The organism is Amycolatopsis sp. NPDC050768 (genome assembly GCF_040654155.1).
Taxonomy (GTDB): domain Bacteria; phylum Actinomycetota; class Actinomycetes; order Mycobacteriales; family Pseudonocardiaceae; genus Amycolatopsis.
In genome coordinates, this window is the sequence record NZ_JBFAHL010000009.1 from 89,659 (window position 1) to 108,947 (window position 19,289).

Genomic DNA, 19,289 nt, shown 5'->3' on the forward strand with positions numbered 1-19,289 from the left:
CCGGGACACGCCGGGTCTTCGGCCGCGCCGCTTTCGGGCCGGGGACGTAAGGTGGCCTCTCACCCGTCGTGGGGCTGGCAGGGGCGCAGAGTGACCGAACCGGAGAGCGAGCGTGGGCTCACCCTCACCCATCGAGAGCAGGTGCTCGACTGGGCGTCGGTGCGTGCCGCCGACGTCCGCTTCGCGTCGGTGACGATCAGCGAGAACGTGAACTGGAGCGACCCCGGCGCCGAGCGCATGCTCGCGTCGGCCCAGTACGCGGGCATCCACACGGGCGCGCGGCACTACGCGCGGCCCGGCGCCGTGCACGACCAGGCCGACCACTTCGTGCGGACGGCCAGCAAGCTGGGGGCGTTCGCGCCGGGGTCTCTCGCGCCCGCCCTTGAGGTGGACGCTGTCAGCGTCGACGACCGGTTCGTGAAGTCGTGGATCAAGCACGTGCGGCACGCCGCCCGGATCCGGCGCGTGCTCGTGTACGCCGGCCACGACTGCTGGGCCCGCCGCCTGCACCCCGACCGCTGGGCCGACCCCGACGTGGTGCTGTGGCTGGTGCGGCACAACGGCATTCCCGGCCGGCCCGGCTGGTTCCACGCGCGGCTGGGGCTGCACCAGCACGCGTTCTCGGCGCTGCCGGGCGTGGCGGGACCGGTGGCGCAGGACGCTGTGGTCTATCCGTTCACGATGTCTGACGTGCTGCTCTGATCACGGTTTCGGCTTTTTGTCGGTGTTCGTTGGCAAGATGTGCGAGTGCGCTTCTTCCGGCAGCGGTTGACCACGGACGTGACACCTTCACGGGCCGTCGCGTTGTTGTCCGCTTCTGCCGCTTCCACCGGGCGCCCGCAGCCGGCGGCGTTGTGCGGGTCGTGGTTCGGGTCCTCGGCGGTGGTGGCGCCCTTTGTTTCGGTTTCCGCTCGGGCGTTTCCTGCCGGCTCTTTGGAGGTTGCCGCGCCCCCGGGGTGCGTCGGGGGCGGGTGGTTCGGGTACCTGTCGTACGACTCGGCTGACCCGTCGGGGCGGTCTTCGGGGGTGCCTGCTTCGGCGTGGGGGTGGGCGGATCACGTGCTGCGGTGGGATTCCTCGGGTGCGTGCTGGTTCGAGTCGCTGGCCGATGAGCCCGGGCCGTTGTTGTCCACTGTGGAGTCTGCGCTTTCCGGCGCTGGCTCTTTGTCGTGGACTGCTTCGCCGCTGGAGCGGCCTTCTGCCGCAACGCACGAGCAGGCCGTGAAATCGTGCGTCGCCTCTATCGAGGCTGGGGAGCTTTTTCAGGCGAACGTCTGCACGCGGTTCACGGGGACGTTCTCGGGATCTCCCGCCGCGTTGTTCTCGGAGGGAGTTTCTCGCCTGTCCCCTCGGCGCGCTGCTTTTGTCGCCGGCTCTTGGGGTTCGGTGGTGTCGCTGTCACCGGAGCTGTTCCTGTCGCGGCACGGCCGGCGGGTGCGTTCGACGCCGATCAAGGGCACGTTGCCGCGCCGTGGTTCCTTTGACGATGGAAACGCGGAGCTCCTGCGGCAGTCGGTGAAGGACATCGCCGAGAACGTGATGATCACCGACTTGGTGCGCAACGACCTCGGCCGGGTGTGCGCGGTCGGGAGCGTGGTGGTGCCTTCGCTGCTCAGGGTGGAGCCGGCGCCGGGGGTGTGGCATCTGGCGTCCACGGTGGAGGGTGTACTGGCCGAGGGCGTCTCGGATCCGGCTTTGCTGGACGCGACTTTCCCGCCGGGTTCGGTGACTGGTGCCCCGAAGATCCGTGCTCTGGATGAGATCGCTTCGCTGGAACCAGTTGCGCGCGGGGTTTACACGGGCGCGGTCGGGATGTTGTCCCCGGTGGCCGGCCTGGAGCTGAACGTCGCCATCCGCACTTTCGAGATCTCCGGCTCCCGGATTTCTTTGGGCGTCGGCGGCGGTATCACGGCGGATTCGGACAGCGCGGCGGAGTGGCAGGAGTGCCTCCACAAGGCTGCGCCTCTGGAAGTTCTCCTGGCCACTCCACCTGCGGTTTAGCCCAGCGGCCGCCTTTCGCTCTGCCCACTGGGCGGCGGCCCGGTCGTTCGTGCCGGCCTACCCGGCCGAGCGTCGTGTCGTTACTTGCGGGGATCCAGCAGGAGCTTGCCGACCGTGCCGCGGGAGCGGAGGGCTTCGTGGGCCGCGCGGGCGTCGGCGAGGGCGTACTCGCCGCCGGCGATGGCGCGGAGCTTGCCGTCCTGGATGAGGGTGAAGAGCTCGGTCAGGGCGGTGCCGAAGACGTTGCCGGGCAGGCGGAAGACGTGCGGCAGCCACATGCCGGTGACCGTGGTGCTGTGGCCGAGCACGTTGCGCAGCTCCACGGGCTTGGGCTGCTGGCGGCCGGCCATGCCGTAGAACGCGAGGCGGCCGAACGGGGCCAGCGCCGCGATGCTCTGGTCCGTCGTGGTGCCACCGACCATGTCGAGCACGATGTCGACGCGCTTGCCATTGTTGGCCTGCATGAGCGTCTCGGTCATGTTCTCGGCTCGGGAGTCGACCGCGACGTCGGCGCCGAGCTGTTTCGCGAGCTCGCGCTTCTCTTCGCTGCTGGCCGTCGCGATGACCCGCCCCGCACCCCACACCTTCGCGAGCTGCACCGCGATCGACCCGACCCCACCGGCCGCCGCGTGGACGACCACTGACTCGCCGGGCTGCAGGTGGGCGTTCTTGCGCAGCAGGATCCACGCGGTCGCGCCCTGGACCAGCATGGACAACGCGTTGAGATCGTCGACGCCCTCGGGCACCGCGAACGCCATCGCCTCCTCGGCGACGGCCTTCTCCGCGTACCCACCCCCACCGTTGAGCAGCGCGACGACCCGCTTCCCGTCCTGCGTCCGCCCGACCACCTCGCCCCCCGGCACGAGCGGCAGCTTGCTCGGCGCCAGGTACGAGTTCTCCGCCTGATGCGTATCCGCGTAGTTCACCCCGACGCGATCCACGTCGATCAGCACCTGCCCGGCTTGGGGCGTCGGCTCCGGCAGCTCGACCGGGGTCAGGACCTCGGGACCGCCGAACTCGGTCACCTGCACAGCACGCATGACTTCTTCTTTCGTCGTCGGGTGGTGAGACATTCTGCCAGATGTCTCACCCGTGCGACACTCCGTGGTAACGTCTCGCCCCATCGACACACCCTTCCCCTCCCGCCCGGACGCGGCTTCCGCGTTCGCCCTGGCGCGCTCGTGGTTCGCCGCGGGCCGCCGCGTCGACATGCGCGAACTGGCCGTGTCTTTGGGCGTCTCCCGCGCCACCCTCCACCGCTGGGTCGGCAGCCGCGACCACCTGCTGGCGGAGATCCTGTGGGCCGAGACTTCCCTGGTGTTCAACACCGTCACCTTCACCGGCCGCGGCGGGGCTGGAGTGGCGGACGCGATCGGTTCGTTCGTCTCGACGGTCAACTTGTCGCTGGCCTTCCGCACCTTCTTGCAGCGGGAACCGGAGCGAGCGTTGCGGTTACTCACAACGAAGGCGAGCGTGGTCCAGTCACGAACCATCGCTCAGCTCCTCGACCTCCTGACAACGGAAACCTCAGCGGGCCGGCTGGCTCCCCCGTTGCCCCTACCGGACCTCGCCTACGTCCTCGTCCGCCTGGGCGAATCCTTCATCTACACGGACGTCATCACCGGCGAAGAACCCGACGCAGAGAAGGCGCGGGCCGCGGTGTCCGCCCTACTCAGCTGACCGGCGGTCGACTTCGTCCTGCAGCAACGCCGTGAACGACGGCCACCCATAGGACGGCGCCTCTTCACCTTTGATGTACAGGACAACTTCCGAGCCGGCCGCGTGCGGGCCTCCGATGACGTAGAACTCGCGCTCCGAGTGCGTCCCGACCACAACGAGGTCATCGGCACGCGCGACCCGACTGCGAAGCGACGGGAACTCGTCAAGCGCTTCTCTCTTGATGCCGAGGATGTGCGGATAGAACAGATCGGTGTCCTCAAACAACAATCCGCCGGCTCGACGCCCCATGAGGGACAGGAACCTCCGCCACTCCCGCGGAAGCTCGGCGACGCTCTGATCGCACCTGACCTCTTCGACCTCGGCATCCGACAGGCCGACGACGCCCGCCTTCCCATACCGATCACGCAAGACGCGCGCCATCGCATCGACGCCGGTCAACGACCCCGCCCGCGGGTAACTCGGAACGAAGCGATCGCCCGCTCGACCGACCTCACTTCCGAGAAGCGACCACAGCGTCATAAAGGTCCTTTTTAGACACCCCGGCCCCCTCAGCCACCTCCGAAGCCACCGCCTTCAACCTCTCCCCAGCGGCGACCCGGGCGGACACCTCGGAAATCAGGTCCGAAACCGACACCTCGGGCGCCACAGCCCCCTCAAGCACCACCGTGATCTCACCCCGGACCCCATCAGCAGCCCACTCAGCCAACTCACCCAGAGTGCCCCGTTTGACCTCTTCGTACGTCTTGGTCAGCTCACGACAAACAGCAGCCCGCCGCGAAGCACCCAAAGCCGCGGCAGCGTCCGCCAACAAAGACCCCACCCGGTGCGGCGACTCGAAGAACACCACCGTCCGAGGCTCCGATGCCAAAGAGGCGAACCACCGGGAACGCTCCCCCGGCTTCCGCGGCGCGAAGCCCTCGAAGCAGAACCGGTCACAAGGCAACCCGGACAAAGCCAACGCCGTCGTCACCGCGGACGGGCCCGGCAGGCAGGTCACCGGGATGTCCGCATCGACGCAAGCCGCAACCAGGCGGAAGCCCGGGTCCGACACCGAGGGCATGCCGGCGTCCGTCACGAGCAGCACCGTCTCGCCGGAGTGCAAGGCCTCCAGCAAGCGAGGCAGCCGGGCGACCTCCACGTCCTCGTAGAAGGACACCACGCGCCCGGAAGGGGCGACGCCCAAGGCGGCAGCCAGTGAGCGCAGGCGGCGGGTGTCCTCGGCGGCGATGACGTCCGCCGAGGCCAGGGCGGAGACCAGGCGCGGCGAAGCGTCACCCGGGTCGCCAAGGGGGGTGGCGGCGAGCACGAGACGTCCCATGCCCGCCAGCCTAACGACACGACCATCACACCCGGGGTCGTAGTATCAGGCCCCGTGACCGCGCTGCTGACCCGTCCCGACGACGAGAGCGTGCGGCCGGACCCGGTCGACGCGCTGCGACCGCCGACCGACCGCGAGGCCACCCTGCTGGGCCGCGGCATGCCGACCGACCGCCTGCGCGGCTGGCTCGTCACGCTGATCCTCACGGTGATCGGCGGCGTCGTGCGCCTGCAGAACCTCGGGGTGCCCACCGATCACGGCACGCCGGTGTTCGACGAGAAGCACTACGTGCCCCAGGCGGCGCAGATGCTGCGCAACGGCGGGTACGAGGACAACGCCGGCTACGAGCTCATCGTGCACCCGCCGCTGGCGAAGGACTTCATCGCGATCGGCGAGTGGCTGTTCGGCTACAACGGCTGGGGCTGGCGCATCATGCCGGCGCTCGCGGGCACGCTGATCATCCTGCTCACCATCCGCATCGCGCGGCGGCTCACGCGCTCGACGCTGCTCGGCGGCATCGCGGGCGTCCTCGTGATCAGCGACGGCGTGCTGCACCTGCAGTCGCGCATGGGGATGCTCGACATCTTCATCGCGTTGTTCGTGGTGGCGGCGTTCGCGTGTGTGCTGTGCGACCGCGACCAGGTGCGGCAACGGCTGGCTGTCGCGGTGCGTGAGGGCTGGGTCAACGAGTCGGTGTGGGGGCCGAAGCTCGGGTTCCGCTGGTGGCGCTTCGCCGCGGGCCTGATGATCGGGCTGACGTTCGGCGTGAAGTGGTCGGCGCTGTACTACATCGCGGCGTTCGGCCTGCTCACGGTGTTCTTCGACGTCGCGGCGCGGCGCGCGGCGGGCGTCGAGCGGCCGTGGATGGGAACGATCCGGCGGGACGTCGCGCCGGCGTTGTGGGCGATCGTCGCGATCCCGCTGCTGATGTACTTGGCCGCGTTCTGGGCGTGGTTCGCCAGCGAGACGGCCACCGACCGGCACTACACCGAGATCAAGGACATCGCCCCCGGCCTGTTCGCCTGGGTGCCGCCCGCGTTGCGCTCGCTCGGCGACTACACGCTCAACGTCCTGCACTTCCACGAGACGCTGCTGACCCCCAAGGACAACCCGCACCCGTGGGAGTCGAAGCCGTGGACGTGGCCCATGGGCCTGCGGCCGATGCTCTACTACTACGACGGCGCCGTCACCGGCTGCGGCGAGTCGCGCTGCGTCGGCGCGACGATGCTGATCGGCACGCCCGCGATGTGGTGGCTCGCGCTGCCGATGCTCGGCTGGGGCCTGTGGCGCTGGATCTTCCGCGCCGACTGGCGCTACGCCGCCGTGCTCACCGCCTACTTCGCCGGCCTGCTGCCGTGGTTCACGAACATCGACCGGCAGATGTACTTCTTCTACGCCACGCCGATGGCGCCGTTCCTGGTGCTCGGCCTCGTGCTGGTGCTGGGCCAGATCCTCGGCGGCGCCCGGCGCGGGTTCGAGCGGCGGGGCACCGGTCTGCTCGTCGTGGCGCTTTACACGGGACTCGTGGTGGCGAACTTCGTGTGGCTGTGGCCGATCCTGAACGGGGTGCCGATCACGACCGCGCAATGGAACGCGGAGATGTGGTTGCCCTCCTGGCGATAACGGTTGTGGCGGTGAAGTAGGCGCCTGGCGGCACCCCGACGGCCCGCCGGAACGCCGCGACGAACGCACTCGCCGTCGCGTACCCCACCCGGTGTGCGACGGTCGTCATCGGCAGGCCTTCGGCGAGCAACGGCAGCGACGCCCGCAGCCGCGCCTGCGTGCGCCAGGTCCCGAACGTCATGCGGCAGTCGCGCACGAACGCGCGCGCCAGCGTCCGCTCGCTCGCCCCGACGGCGCGGCCCAGCTCGGCCAGCCCGCGGCGGTCGGCGGGGTCGGCGAGCACCATCGCCTCGACGTCACGCGCCCGCGGATCCTCCGGCGACGGCACCACGATCGGCGCGACGTCCACCGGCTCCAGCACGTCGAACACCACGGCCTCGGCGCGTTCGCGGGCCTCCGGCGCGGGGTTGCCCGTGAGGTACTCCAGCAGCTCACGCAGCAGCGGTCCCACCGCGACGATCCGCGGCTGCGCCCACGTGACGGGGCAGCGCTGTGGGTCCGCGTAGACGCCGCGCAGCTCCGCGTTGGCCACGGCCCCCGTCCGGTGCCGGACGCCGGCGGGCACCCACAGCGCCCGCGTGGGCGGCAGGACCCAATGCGCCTCGCCGATGCCGACGGCGACCACACCCTCGGCCGCCCAGACGAGCTGGTGCACCGGGTGCTCGTGCCACGGGTACCACGCGCCCGCGGGCAACCGCAGCTCGCCAAGAAGCATCGCCCCGGCGTGACCGTCCCACGACATGACCTGGCAGCCTATCGCCTATCGGTCACGCGTGGCGGTTTCTACCGTTTGAGGCATGCCCATGAACCTCATCCACCGCCGCCTCTGCTCCTCCGACAAGTGGGCGTCGATGATCGCCCAGGTGCTCCCACCGTGGCTCGCGCAGTACGACCTGGGCGACGACGTCCTCGAAATCGGCCCCGGCTTCGGCGCCACCACGCGCGTCCTGCTCGACGCGGTGCCTCGGCTGACTCTGCTGGAGATCGACCCGGCTTCTGCCGGGTTGCTGCGCGCCGAGTTCGGGTCGCGCGCTTCCGTGGTCGAAGGCAGCGGCGCGGACATGCCCTTCGACGCGGGGCGCTTTTCGGCCGTCGTGTGCTTCACGATGCTGCACCACGTGCCGACGTCGGCTTTGCAGGACTCGATCTTCGCGGAGTCGTTCCGGGTGTTGCGGGGCGGAGGTGTCTATTGCGGCACGGACAGCCAGCTGAGCTTCCGGTTCCGGCTGCTGCACCTGGGCGACACGATGAACGTCGTCGACGCTTCGACGCTGCCGGCGCGGCTGTCGTCAGCGGGGTTTGGGGCGGTGGACGTGCGGCACCGGCCAAGGGAACTGCTGGAGTTCTCGGGCGTGAAGCCTGGTCAGTAGCTGACGCGCCGCTGCCACCACGGCCATTCCGGCGGGGCCGTGGGATCGAGCACTGTCTTGCGGCGGAGCTCGTCGTCGGCCGGCTTGATGAGCGCACGCACGGCGGCCCTGCTTCGCCCCGGCAGGGCTCCTAGCGCCGCTTCCAACGTCCAGCGGATCAGGTTCTCACCGCAGGGACAGTCGTCCAATCGGTGGGCTTCGAGCCGCCGAGGGTTACGGGCGTGCCGTTGCAGGTTTCGGAGCGCTTCGCCGACATCGCCAGGCCCCAGCACCGTCGCCTCGACTCGGTGGACGTCACCCAACGCCCATCGAGGCAGACCTGGGATACGCGAGAACTGGCGATGCGGACGAGGTCTGACAGGCAGCGTCGCGCGCACAGCGGCCGGCGATCTACGCGCCATGGCCCTTTCGGCAGGTTGTCATGCCTCGATCATGCCGCACGGTGCCACCGAATTTCAGCGGTGCAACCGCCGCGGCACGATCTGCGTCACCGGGCCATCAGGAGACTTGCCGGCACGCGAAAGCCAGCCCTCGACCTCGCGGCGCACAGCGCTCAACGTCGGACGGCGGCGAGGTTCCGGATCGAGCGACGCACCCAAGATCCGCGCGTGCGCGGAGCGCACCGGCAGGCGCGAGACGGGGTCCGCGCGGGCGGCGGCCATCAGCGCGGCCATCGGCGTCTCGCGAGTGCCGCGCGGGGGCTGGCCGGTGAGGGCGTAGCTGATGGTGGCGGCGAGCTGCCACGCGTCGGACGCGGGGCTGGCCTGGGCGCCCATCGCCTGTTCCGGGGCGACGAAGTCGGGCGTGCCGATCATCATGCCGGTGGCCGTCATCTTGGAATCGCCCTGGCTGCGGGCGATGCCGAAGTCGATGAGGTGCGCCAGGCCGGCCGGGTCGAGGACGATGTTGGACGGCTTGATGTCGCGGTGCAGCACGCCCTTCTCGTGCGCCGCGACGAGGGCGCCCGCCATCGTGGACCAGAGGCGGCCGGCGGCGACGTCGTCGAGCGGACCCTGCCCGTCGACGACTTCTGCGAGCGGGCGGCCTTCCAGGTACTCCATCACGAGTGCGAGGCCGTCGGGCTCCTCGACCAGGTCGTACACCTTCACGCAGTTCGGGTGGTTCACCACAGCCAGCGCCCGAGCCTCGCGCTGCATGCGCTCCTCGGTGTCGCGGTCCGGCGCGTGCGCGATCTTCAGCGCGACAGTGCGGTTGAGCTGTGTGTCGACGGCCTCCCAGACCGTGCCGAATCCACCGTGACCCAGGCGGCGGACACGGCGGTAACGACTACCGCCGGCACCGCGCGAGCCGGGCGGCAGCGGAACCGGGCCGGGTGCGGCGGCCAGTAACCCAGGCTCTGGCGCCGAAGCGAGCGCCGTGGCCGGATACGGCTTGTTGACGGGCGGGGGCGGCGGCAGCTGCGGACGAGGCGCGACCTGCGACACCGGCTGACGCTCCGGCGAAGACAACGGCGCACGGTCCGGCTCCCGACGCGGCTCCGGCCGGTTGATCACCGACCACGGCGGCGGCCCGACCAGGCCGACGGGGATCAGGCCCAGCACGCTGAACGGCAGGAACCCGAGCCAGAAGTGCACAGCCACGTTGGCCGTCATCCCGACGCTCGCCACCGCCATCACCACGAACGGGATCCAGAAGAACCGCGACGGCCACTTCGGCCCGCGCCGGAACGCCGTGCGCGCCTGCAGCATCACGAACAGCAGCGAGCCCGCGGGCAGCACCGTGAACGCGAGCAGGTAGATCCCGAACGACAGCTTCAGGCCCTGGTTGTAGAACAGCGCCTCGTAGACGTTGCTGCCCCCGCCCAGGTACGTCTTCTGCACGCCGGCGAAGCAGTAGTCGGTGCTCAGCGACGCGGCTTCGGCGTGCGACAGGCCGCCGCTCCCGCCCCCGTTGATCGCGCGGAACGTCTCGGAGATGCCGTTGGACAGCAGCCACGGCAGCACCAACACGCTGACCACGCCGATCAACCCGAAGACGGTGAGCGTCGTCGCGTCGTAGCGGTTGCCCGTGCCCTTGCGGACGATGGCCACCACCAGCGCCCCCAGGGCGGGGAACAGCGCGACGAGCGCACCGGCTGTGGTCGTCGCCCAGACCCAGTCGCCCGGGCAGAACCCCGGCCCGAACAGGGTGTGGGCGAACGAGAGCAGCGCGCTCGCGAATCCGTTCACCGCCTGGTTCCCCTCACTCTCGGTGGTCATGTGGTACCGCCACGCGGCCGAACTCCGTGGTCCAGCTTAAGACGCACACCGCCTTCGCGGGGTTGCCGGGTCTATGGGTCGTGACCGTCGTGAAACCTGCGCGACACCCTCGTCAGGGCCATCATGAGTGACGGGTCCGGCCGACCGGATCGAGTGACGCTGTCGAGGGAGACACCGTGGGCGCTTATTCCGAGACCTACCGGCGCAGCCTGGACGATCCCGAGGGGTTCTGGCTGGACGCGGCGAGAGCGATCGACTGGACGAAGCCACCGACGAAAGCCCTGGACGCCTCGCGGGAACCCTTCTACCGCTGGTTCCCCGACGGCGAGCTGAACACGGCGTACAACGCGCTCGACCGCCACGCCGACGGCGGCCGCGGCGGGCAGCCCGCGTTGATCTGGGACTCGCCGGTCACCGGGCAGAAGCGGCGCTACACCTATGCCGAGCTGCGCGACGAGGTGGCGGTGTTCGCGGGCGCGCTCAAGGCGCTCGGTGTGACGCGGGGCGACCGCGTGATCCTGTATCTGCCGATGATCCCCGAGGCGGTCGTCGCGATGCTGGCGTGCGCGCGGATCGGGGCGGTGCACTCGGTGGTGTTCGGCGGCTTCGCGCCGAAGGAGCTCGCGGCGCGCATCGAGGACGCGAAGCCCAAGCTCGTGCTCGCCGCGTCGTGCGGGATCGAGCCGACGCGGCTGGTCGAGTACAAGCCGATCATCGACGCGGCGCTGGAGCTGACCGAGCACCAGCCGGACCACGTCGTGGTGTTCCAGCGCGAGCAGGCGCCCGCGGAGCTGTCTGGAACGGACCTGGACTGGGTGGACCTCGTCGAGACCGCGCAGCCGGCCGATCCCGTGCCGGTGAAGGCCACGGACCCGCTCTACATCCTCTACACGTCCGGCACCACCGGGAAGCCGAAGGGTGTGGTGCGCGACGCGGGCGGCCACGCCGTCGCGCTGGCCTGGTCGATGGGCGCGGTCTACGACGTCCACGCGGGCGACACGTGGTGGACGGCGTCCGACGTCGGGTGGGTCGTCGGGCACTCCTACATCGTCTACGCGCCGCTGCTGATCGGGGCGACAACCGTTCTGTACGAGGGCAAACCCGTCGGCACGCCCGACGCCGGCGCGTTCTGGCGCGTGATCGCCGAGCACGGCGTGGAGGCGCTGTTCACGGCGCCGACGGCGTTGCGCGCGGTGAAGAAGATCGACCCGGGCGCGGCGGAGCTCAAGAAGTACGACCTGGCCAAGTTCCGCACGCTCTTCATGGCCGGCGAGCGCCTCGACCCCGAGACCTACCACTGGGCGAGCGACATCCTCGGCACGCCGGTGATCGACCACTGGTGGCAGACGGAAACGGGCTGGCCGATCGCCGCCAACCCGCGCGGCCTCGAGCCGATGCCCGTGAAGCCCGGGTCGGCGACGAAGCCCGTGCCGGGCTGGGACGTGCGCGTGCTCGACCAGGGCGGCGACGAGCTGCCCTCGGGCCGCGAAGGCGCGATCGTGATCAAGCTGCCGCTGCCGCCCGGCTCGCTGCCCACGCTGTGGGGCGACGACGAGCGCTACCGCGAGGCCTACCTGTCGCGCTTCCCCGGCTACTACCTCACCGGCGACTCCGGTTACCTCGACGAAGACGGCTACCTGTTCGTGATGGGCCGCACCGACGACGTGATCAACGTGGCCGGCCACCGCCTGTCGACGGGGTCGATGGAGGCCGCGCTCGCGTCGCACCCGGCCGTGGCGGAGTGCGCGGTGATCGGGGTGGCCGACGAGCTCAAGGGCCAGGTGCCGCGCGGGTTCGTGGTGCTGAAGGCGGGCGTGGACGTCGACGAGGGCCAGCTGCACGACGAGCTCGTGGCCGTGGTGCGCCGCGATGTCGGGCCGGTGGCGGCGTTCCGTGACGTCGCAGTGGTCGAGGCGCTGCCGAAGACGCGTTCGGGGAAGATCCTGCGCAAGACCATGCGCGGGATCGCCAACGGACGCGAGGAGCCGGTGCCCTCGACGATCGAGGACCCGGCGGTGCTCGACGCCCTGCGGGCCGTGCTGCAGCGCTGACATTTCTCCAAGACGGGCGGCGGTGCGCGGGCGCATCGTCGTCGGTATGAACGACTACCTCCACGTGGTCCACGACGGCCCGGCCGACGCGCCGCCGCTGCTGCTCATCCACGGCTCGGGAGCCACGAGCGGCTCCTGGAGCGAGGTGGTGCCGGCGTTGGCCGAGCGCCACCACGTCATCCGCGTCGACCTGCCCGGCTGCGGGCGGTCGACGCCACCACCGTCGTTCGCCGTGCCGCGGCAGGCGAGCCGGGTGGCGGCGGTGCTCGACGAGCTGGGGCTCGCCCGCGTCGTCGTCGCCGGGCATTCGAGCGGCGGCTACGTCGCCACCTCGCTCGCGGAACAGCGGCCTGACCTGGTGGGCTCGCTCGCGTTGGTCAGCACCGGCCCGCGGCTCGACGCGCTCCGGCCGCAGCCGCTGATCCTGCGGCTGCTGCTGGCGCCGCCGTTCGGCCCGGTGCTGTGGCGAAGGCGTTCGGACGCGGTCATCCGACGTGGAATCGGGGCGACGATGGCCCGGCCCGTGGCCATCCCGGACGACATGGTCACCGAGCTTCGCGGGACCACCTATCGCGCGTTCCGGCAGGTGCTGCACCACAACGGCGCGTACCTCGCCAAGCGCGGCCTGCCCGAGCGGCTGGCGGCGCTCGACGTGCCGGCGCTGGTGGTGTTCGGCGCGGCGGACCCGCGGTGGGACCCGTCGTCGGCGCACGACTACGACGCCGTGGCGCGCGTCGAGTACCTGCCGGACGTCGGGCACGTGCCGCTTGTCGAGGAGCCCGCGAAGACCGGCGAGCTGCTGCTGGCCTTCGCGGCAACCCGCCTGTGACCCATGCCGTCTAGCGTGGTCACGTGCAGGCCTTCGACTGGACGGGCGTGGACATCGCGGTCCCGCCGCGACGGCTGCCGGGCATCCGCATGGCCGGGTTCCGGCAGGCGGTGCCGGCGCCCGTCGACATCACGATGGTGGCGCACCCGGCCGTCACGGTGCTCGTGGACCTGAGCGACGGCCTCGGCTACGAGGCTTTCGGACGGCGTGGGCGCGGCAGCGTCGTCGTCGGGCTGTGTCCCGGCGAGCTGCGGGCCGCCGGCCGGATCGGCGAGTGCTTGCAGATCCGGCTCGAACCGGCCGTGTCCGCGGCGGTGCTCGGGGACACGCTGAACGGGGCCGTCTCACTCGAGGACGTCTTGGGCCGCGACGCCGCGCGCTGGGAGGATCGGCTGCGCGCGGCGGCGTCGTGGGACGACCGGTTCGCACTCGCGGCCGAGCTGCTGAGGCGGCGGCTGGGATCCCGCCGCGTCGATCCGGAGGTGGCCCAGAGCTGGCGGCAGACGTTGGCGGCCCGGGGGCTCGCGCGTGTCGAGGGGCTGGCGGACGAGGTCGGGTGGAGCCGCAAACGGCTGTGGGCGCGGTTCCGGACGCAGCTCGGCATCACGCCGAAACGCGCCGCGCGTCTGGTGCGGTTCGATCACGCGGCGCATCTGCTGGCGTCGGGGCGGGCACCTGCTGAGGTTGCCGCGGAGAGTGGGTTCGCCGACCAGTCGCACCTGCACCACGAGGTGAGGGCGTTTTCGGGACTGACGCCCGCGGCCGTCGCGGTGGCGCCGTGGCTGGCGATCGACGACGTCGCGTGGCCCGCCGCACCGAACCGTTCGCGATGGGCGTGACGGGGCAGGCAACCGGGTGCGGGAGGTCCGGGCGATCCTTTCGGCTGTTGTCCACGGCCTGCCTAGTGGTCTATACCTCTTAGGGTCTGTCTTCTCCCCGACCGGAGGTAGTCCGTGAGGAAGAGCTTGTCCAGAGCCGTGCTGGGGGCGACCGTGCTGAGCCTCGCGGCGCTCGGCCTGCCGGCGTCGGCGACGGCCGCGACCGCCGCGCCCGAACGCAGCGTCACCGACATCGTCCCGCTGCCCGTGCAGGCCAAGGCCGACCCGAAGGCGAACTTCACACTGTCCCCGCTGACCGTGATCCGCTCGGGCAAGGGCACGAACCAGGTGGCCGACTACCTACGCGGCCTGCTGCGCCCCGCCACCGGCTACCCGCTGCCGGTCGTGCCGGTGAACGCCGGCCTGCCCGCCATCTCGCTCGACCTGGGTCACGCCGACAGTCGCGTGGGCACCGAGGGTTACCAGCTGTCGGTGGCGAAATCGGGCGTGACACTGCAGGCCAACACCGCCGACGGCCTGTTCGAGGGTGTGCAGTCGCTGCGGCAGCTGCTGCCGTCGGCGATCGAGGCGAAGAGCGTGCAGTTCCGCAAGTGGACGATCGCGGGCGGCACCGTGCTCGACTACCCGCGCTTCGGCACGCGCGGCGCGATGCTCGACGTCGCGCGGCACTTCTTCAACCCGACGCAGGTGAAGACGTACATCGACCAGCTGGCGCAGTACAAGATCAACACGCTGCACCTGCACCTGGCCGACGACCAGGGCTGGCGCATCGAGATCAAGAGCTGGCCACGCCTGGCGACCGAGGGCGGCAAGGGCGCCGCGGACGGCGACCCCGGCGGCTACTACACGCAGGCGCAGTACAAGGACATCGTCGCCTACGCGGCGTCGCGGCACATCACGATCGTGCCGGAGATCGACATGCCCGGTCACACGAACGCGGCCCAGTCGGTGTACGCGGAGCTCAACTGCGACGGCGTCGCGGTCCCGCCGCGCACCGACACCGAGGTCGGCTACAGCTCGCTGTGCATCGACTCGCCGACGACGTACAAGTTCGTCGAGGACGTGATCCGCGAACTGGCGGCCATCACGCCCGGCAAGTACCTCGGCATCGGCGGCGACGAGGCGCACTCGACGTCCGACCCGGACTACAAAGCCTTCTACGCCAAGGTGAACCCGCTCGTCGCGAAGTACGGCAAGCTCATCACGGGCTGGCACGAGATCGCGAAGTCGGACCTGCCCGCCACGGCCATGCCGGAGTACTGGGACCAGGGCGGCGCGAACCCCGACCTCGCCGCGTTCGCCGCGCGCGGCGGCAAGGTGCTGATGGCGCCGTCGAACCACGCGTACCTCGACATGAAGTACACCGAGGACACGCCGCTGGGCCAGGACTGGGCCGGCCTCGTGGAGGTCAAGGACTCCTACGACTGGGATCCCGCGACGTTGGTGCCGGGCGTCGGCGAGAGCTCCGTTTCCGGCGTCGAGGCTCCACTGTGGACGGAGACCATCCGCACGAACGACAACATCGAGTACATGGCGTTCCCGCGCCTGCCGGGCCTGGCCGAGATCGGCTGGTCACAGCAGTCCGGACGCGACTGGGACACCTACCGCGTGCGGCTGGCGAAGCAGTCGCCGCGCTGGGTGGCGCAGGGGATCGACTTCTACCGCTCCCCGCAGGTGGACTGGAAGTAGTTGTCTTACCGAAGGCCCCTTCCCTGGGTTTCTCAGGGAAGGGGCCCTTTTCAGCCCGCGTTGCGCATCCGCCAGCGCTCCACCGACGAGCGGATACCGCCGGAGTACGACGGCGAAAGCGCAGGCGTCGCCAGGATCTTCTCCGCGCGCTGGACTCCCGCTTCCGCGATGCGCGGCTCGAGCTGCGCGAAATTGGCGAACGCGATCAGGTGCACCTCGGCCACGGTCGGCGCTTGGACGTCGGACTCGACCACGCGCACAGCCCCGGACGTCGGCACGCGGCCCGGCCGCAGCACGCGCAGGTACCAGCCGCACCGTCCGGAGTCGATCATTGCCGGCACGACATCCTTGCGTCCCGTCCGCATGGCCAGCTTGAAACACGGCTGCCGCGGCTGCGACACCTGCAGCCGCGCGTCGCCCCACTCCCAGACGTCGCCGATCCGCACGCGCGTCTCGTCCGCGCCGCTCACCGCGAGATTCTCCCCGAACGCCCCGAGCTCGACGTCGAACCCGTCAGCCGTCCACGCCGCGTAGTGCTGCGCGGGGTAGACGTAAACGGCTTTGTCGACCCCGCCGTGCACCCTCAGGTCGGCCTGCTCGTCGCCGTCGAGGTTCAGCCGCGTGAGCTCCAGCTCGGGCGCGGCCACGCGGTCCTTGACGATCGCGCTGAGCACCGGCCGCTCCCGCCGCCGCCCGAGCACGGCAGGCCGTCCGACGAAAACACCGGCGAGTTCGAGTGTGGTCACGTTCGCGAAGCTAGCACGCGGCCCGCCGCAGGTCAGGTGCTTTTGGCCGCCACTGAAGCCGGCCCGCGAGGCGTGCCGAGGCAGTGGTCGCAAACGCTTGCGCCGAGCGTCGCAGAACCTACCCGGCACGGTCGGCACACGACCTGGCGCGACTGGTGCGATCGGCAGAATTCGGTCGTTTTGGTGGCGACACGAGCCGATTGATCTTGATTCAGGGAGTTCTGCGGTGTGGTCTGGAGCACTACTGCACGCAGGCAGGAGGGTTCCGACGATGAGACTGTGGCCCCGGCGCCGCGCCTCCCGAGCTTCGCGGCGCGCCCGCGACGACATCGCAGCGCTGATGCCCTACGGTCCGTATTCCTCCGTGCGCGTCCGCGACGACGCCCTCGAGCCTGGCGCCGAAGGGCGGAACGTCGCGTATTGCTGCTTCACCGACCCCGACGAGGCAACGCGGTGCCACGCCGCGTGGCAGCAGCACGCTCCCGCTCTGACGAGCATGCTCCTCCACGACCGTCGCAGCGCTTTCGAGCCGGATGTCGAGGGCTCTTACCTCCACGCGGACGGAACACGGCACGTCGGGCTGCCGCCCGAGATCACCGCACTGATGACCGAGCTGGCCCCGCCGAGCGCCAAGGATCTGGCTGACCGCCACGCCCTCGAGGCCGAGCAGGTCCTCGAAGCGGTGCGAGCGGAGAAAGCCGCGTGGGAAGCGCGGCAGCCGAAGGAGGTCGTGCTGGCCGAAGCAGGCGACGACTCCCCGATCGCGCACCACGACAAGTTCATCAAGGCCACCCGGATGACCGCCGGCGGGCAGCCCGTCGATCGGGTGAAGTTCCACTTCGCCGAGTTCACCGGCGACGAGCCGGAACCAGCCATGCCCGAGCGCGGCGACACCGATGACGATCGGCGGCGCCTGGTCTGCGACGAGTTCGACGTGGCTCGCGCGCTGTGGGCGAAGGCGGTCTACCGGCGTGAGGCCACGCCGGTGCTGCGCGCCGCCGCGTCCGCCTGGCCCGAGGTCGCCGAGTCCTTCGCCCGGATCGGCCAGGCCTGGTCGGACCTCGACGACCCGCCACACGGCTGGGAAGTCGCGGTCAAGCGGCTGCTCGACGCCCATGACCACGCGCGGCCCATCGTGGAGAACTGGGAGCACCTCCACGCCCGAAAACTGGTCACCGTCGGCGCCGAGCTGACCTACAGCTGCGGTGAGCTGACCGAGCTTCGCAAACAGCTGAGCGTCGAGCTGGGTATCGACAACATCGAGGAGTGGCACATCGGCCGCGTCGAGGACGACACCGCTGATCCGCTCAACGCCGACATCCGGGACGGGGCGAGCGTGCAGCTCGAAAACCTCATCCAGCCCCAGCGCGACCGGCTCGCCCTGATCGCCGACGTCGCGGGTCGCCTGACGGCGTGAGCACAGCGGCATCCGCGGCCGCACCGGTCTGAACCGGTGGATTCAGGGGATCGGCGGTGGCCGTCTCACCGAAACCGTTTCCTCCCACGGGAAAGGACACCGGTTGTGGCCCGGACCCCGGCTTCTTCGCCGGATCCGGGCCACACCTGACCGCTCGGGCTCAGCCGTTCAGCGCCGCCGACTCCGCGTCGCTGAAAAGGCGCGACCTGATGAGGAAACGCACGCCCTCCGGCGCCTCCAGGGAGAACCCGCTGCCGCGGCCCGGGACTACGTCGATGGTGAGGTGCGTGTGCTTCCAGTACTCGAACTGCGGGCCCGACATCCAGACCGGCACGGCGTCGATGCCGTCGACGGCGATCGTGGAGGAACGCGAGTCCCTCACGGCGCAGATCCGGCAGGTCTCCCTCAACAGCACCGACCCGGACACGCTCTGGTCGTTCTGGGAAACCTCCTGTGGCGCGGACGACCTCGAGGTGCTCGACACCCTGTGCGCGGCCTTGGATCCGGCGGATCCCCGGCTGGCGGTGGCCCGGACGCACCGTTCGCGGCTGAGCTGAGCCTCGGCCTTGTTCCGGCGTTGCGTCAGGCTTTCGCCGTCTCCCGGATGGCCTCGTCGACGGAGCGGTGGACGGGCGGGTCGACGAACAGCTCACGCAGGAACAGCCCGTCGAGGTGCTCGATGGTGAGACCGGGCTGCTTGCCGGTGAGGCCGTTCACGCGACCGCCGAGGCGGAACATCGCCCGGACGACGCCGGCGGGCAACGTGCGGACCGAGCGAGGCTTTCCGGCGGCGCCGGCCATGCGGGTGAGCATGTCCGTCCAACGCAGGTTTTCCTCGACCACGGGGAGGTCCGCGCCCGAGCCGTCCTCGAGAGCGTCGACGGTCACGATGCCGACGCCCCGCGCACTCGTCGCCGCGCTGCCGCCCCGGGGCGCGAACAGCGGCGCCGACGACCGCACCCACTTCACCACCGGCACCGACCACTCCGGCACCCGCCCGGGCGCGACGCCGAACACGTACGGCACCTCGATGATCGCCACCGGCAGGTCCGGCCCGGCCGTCTCGCGGGCGAGCTTCGCCTGCTCGATCCGGCTGCGCACGTACGGGTGCTTCGCCGCCAGGCCCCACTCGGGGTGCACGCGGTCGAAGTACGTGTAGTACGACGCGAGCACCGCCGCCCTCGTGCACCCGACCTCGCGCGCCGCCTTCAGCAGCGCGACCACCGGCGCGACGTTGCCCGCGTGCAGCCGCGGCGCGACCGGTCCCTTGTCGACCCTCCGGTCGTCGCTGCCGCCGGCGAACACCACGCCGTCATGGCCGGCGAGGAGCTCGCGAAGGTCGTCCTCCGAGGCCGTCGTGACGTCGAGGACTCGGTCGACGCCTTCGCGGGGCGTGCGGGCCACCGTGGTCGCCTCGTGCCCGCGCAGCCTCAGCTGCTCCAGCACGTGGTGTCCCAGCAATCCGCTTCCACCCACCACCATGATTTTCATGGCGAAGATCATCGCG

The 19,289-nt window shown here is 70.5% G+C and carries 18 protein-coding genes and 1 pseudogene; 11 read left to right on the forward strand and 8 right to left on the reverse strand.

From position 1 onward, the window contains the following. Positions 1–90: 90 nt before the first annotated feature. Together AB0H62_RS26070 and AB0H62_RS26075 are read left to right on the forward strand one after the other, a co-directional pair. Complete coding sequence (locus AB0H62_RS26070) at positions 91–702, forward strand: GH25 family lysozyme (RefSeq protein ID WP_220244330.1); 612 nt, start codon at positions 91–93, stop codon at positions 700–702. A 45-nt stretch (positions 703–747) separates the two neighbouring features. Further along, positions 748–2,001, forward strand: a complete 1,254-nt coding sequence (locus AB0H62_RS26075; protein WP_220244331.1) for an aminodeoxychorismate synthase component I — start codon at positions 748–750, stop codon at positions 1,999–2,001. A gap of 80 nt (positions 2,002–2,081) precedes the next feature. Here the strand turns inward: AB0H62_RS26075 and AB0H62_RS26080 are convergent, their stop codons facing one another. Beyond that, entirely contained in the window at positions 2,082–3,041 is a 960-nt protein-coding gene (locus AB0H62_RS26080; RefSeq protein WP_220244332.1) for an NADPH:quinone oxidoreductase family protein, read from the reverse strand. Positions 3,042–3,093: 52 nt separating this feature from the next. Here AB0H62_RS26080 and AB0H62_RS26085 point away from each other — a divergent pair, with 52 nt between their 5' ends. Then, on the forward strand, positions 3,094–3,681 hold the full coding sequence (locus AB0H62_RS26085) for a QsdR family transcriptional regulator (protein WP_255638461.1): 588 nt from the start codon (positions 3,094–3,096) through the stop codon (positions 3,679–3,681). Here AB0H62_RS26085 and AB0H62_RS26090 read toward each other — a convergent pair. Together AB0H62_RS26090 and rsmI are read right to left on the reverse strand one after the other, a co-directional pair. After that, on the reverse strand, positions 3,670–4,200 hold the full coding sequence (locus AB0H62_RS26090) for a hypothetical protein (RefSeq protein WP_220244333.1): 531 nt from the start codon (positions 4,198–4,200) through the stop codon (positions 3,670–3,672). The two genes, AB0H62_RS26085 and AB0H62_RS26090, sit on opposite strands and share 12 nt — an antisense overlap. Then, entirely contained in the window at positions 4,172–4,999 is an 828-nt protein-coding gene (rsmI, locus tag AB0H62_RS26095; RefSeq protein ID WP_220244334.1) for a 16S rRNA (cytidine(1402)-2'-O)-methyltransferase, read from the reverse strand. Before rsmI ends, AB0H62_RS26090 begins: the two co-directional genes overlap by 29 nt. Positions 5,000–5,053: 54 nt before the next feature. Between rsmI and AB0H62_RS26100 the strand changes: the two genes are divergently transcribed. Further along, positions 5,054–6,622, forward strand: a complete 1,569-nt coding sequence (locus tag AB0H62_RS26100; RefSeq protein ID WP_220244335.1) for a phospholipid carrier-dependent glycosyltransferase — start codon at positions 5,054–5,056, stop codon at positions 6,620–6,622. On the opposite strand, the gene AB0H62_RS26105 is transcribed toward AB0H62_RS26100, so the two are convergent. Further along, positions 6,573–7,364: a helix-turn-helix transcriptional regulator gene (locus AB0H62_RS26105; protein WP_360588740.1), complete on the reverse strand. Its 792-nt coding sequence runs from the start codon at positions 7,362–7,364 to the stop codon at positions 6,573–6,575. The genes AB0H62_RS26100 and AB0H62_RS26105 overlap by 50 nt on opposite strands. A 55-nt stretch (positions 7,365–7,419) precedes the next feature. Here AB0H62_RS26105 and AB0H62_RS26110 point away from each other — a divergent pair, with 55 nt between their 5' ends. Then, positions 7,420–7,992: a class I SAM-dependent methyltransferase gene (locus AB0H62_RS26110; RefSeq protein WP_220244336.1), complete on the forward strand. Its 573-nt coding sequence runs from the start codon at positions 7,420–7,422 to the stop codon at positions 7,990–7,992. A 455-nt stretch (positions 7,993–8,447) separates the two neighbouring features. Here the strand turns inward: AB0H62_RS26110 and AB0H62_RS26115 are convergent, their stop codons facing one another. Beyond that, positions 8,448–10,211, reverse strand: a complete 1,764-nt coding sequence (locus AB0H62_RS26115) for a serine/threonine-protein kinase (protein ID WP_360588743.1) — start codon at positions 10,209–10,211, stop codon at positions 8,448–8,450. Between the two features lie 176 nt (positions 10,212–10,387). Between AB0H62_RS26115 and AB0H62_RS26120 the strand changes: the two genes are divergently transcribed. The 4 genes from AB0H62_RS26120 (at position 10,388) to AB0H62_RS26135 (ending at position 15,619) form a co-directional block, all read left to right on the forward strand. Next, a complete protein-coding gene (locus AB0H62_RS26120; protein ID WP_360588745.1) occupies positions 10,388–12,262 on the forward strand; it encodes a propionyl-CoA synthetase in 1,875 nt (624 codons plus the stop codon). 46 nt (positions 12,263–12,308) lie between these two features. Then, the gene (locus AB0H62_RS26125; RefSeq protein ID WP_360588747.1) at positions 12,309–13,091 is read left to right on the forward strand and encodes an alpha/beta fold hydrolase; all 783 of its coding nucleotides are present in this window, start codon (positions 12,309–12,311) and stop codon (positions 13,089–13,091) included. Positions 13,092–13,114: 23 nt separating this feature from the next. Further along, complete coding sequence (locus AB0H62_RS26130) at positions 13,115–13,930, forward strand: helix-turn-helix domain-containing protein (protein WP_360588749.1); 816 nt, start codon at positions 13,115–13,117, stop codon at positions 13,928–13,930. Positions 13,931–14,044: 114 nt separating this feature from the next. Further along, positions 14,045–15,619 carry a beta-N-acetylhexosaminidase gene (locus AB0H62_RS26135; RefSeq protein WP_360588751.1) on the forward strand — a complete coding sequence of 525 codons (1,575 nt, stop codon included), beginning with the start codon at positions 14,045–14,047 and terminating at the stop codon, positions 15,617–15,619. 50 nt (positions 15,620–15,669) lie between these two features. On the opposite strand, the gene AB0H62_RS26140 is transcribed toward AB0H62_RS26135, so the two are convergent. Next, on the reverse strand, positions 15,670–16,365 hold the full coding sequence (locus AB0H62_RS26140) for an MOSC domain-containing protein (protein WP_255638464.1): 696 nt from the start codon (positions 16,363–16,365) through the stop codon (positions 15,670–15,672). A 271-nt stretch (positions 16,366–16,636) separates the two neighbouring features. Here AB0H62_RS26140 and AB0H62_RS26145 point away from each other — a divergent pair, with 271 nt between their 5' ends. Further along, entirely contained in the window at positions 16,637–17,782 is a 1,146-nt protein-coding gene (locus AB0H62_RS26145) for a hypothetical protein (RefSeq protein WP_220247897.1), read from the forward strand. Between the two features lie 160 nt (positions 17,783–17,942). Here AB0H62_RS26145 and AB0H62_RS26150 read toward each other — a convergent pair. Next, positions 17,943–18,134, reverse strand: a pseudogene (locus AB0H62_RS26150) (DUF779 domain-containing protein); the annotation flags it as partial. 7 nt (positions 18,135–18,141) lie between these two features. On the opposite strand from AB0H62_RS26150, the gene AB0H62_RS26155 reads away from it, so the two are divergent. Continuing rightward, the gene (locus AB0H62_RS26155) at positions 18,142–18,339 is read left to right on the forward strand and encodes a hypothetical protein (protein WP_220244342.1); all 198 of its coding nucleotides are present in this window, start codon (positions 18,142–18,144) and stop codon (positions 18,337–18,339) included. 25 nt (positions 18,340–18,364) lie between these two features. Here the strand turns inward: AB0H62_RS26155 and AB0H62_RS26160 are convergent, their stop codons facing one another. Then, on the reverse strand, positions 18,365–19,273 hold the full coding sequence (locus AB0H62_RS26160) for an NAD(P)H-binding protein (RefSeq protein WP_220244343.1): 909 nt from the start codon (positions 19,271–19,273) through the stop codon (positions 18,365–18,367). Positions 19,274–19,289: the final 16 nt, after the last annotated feature.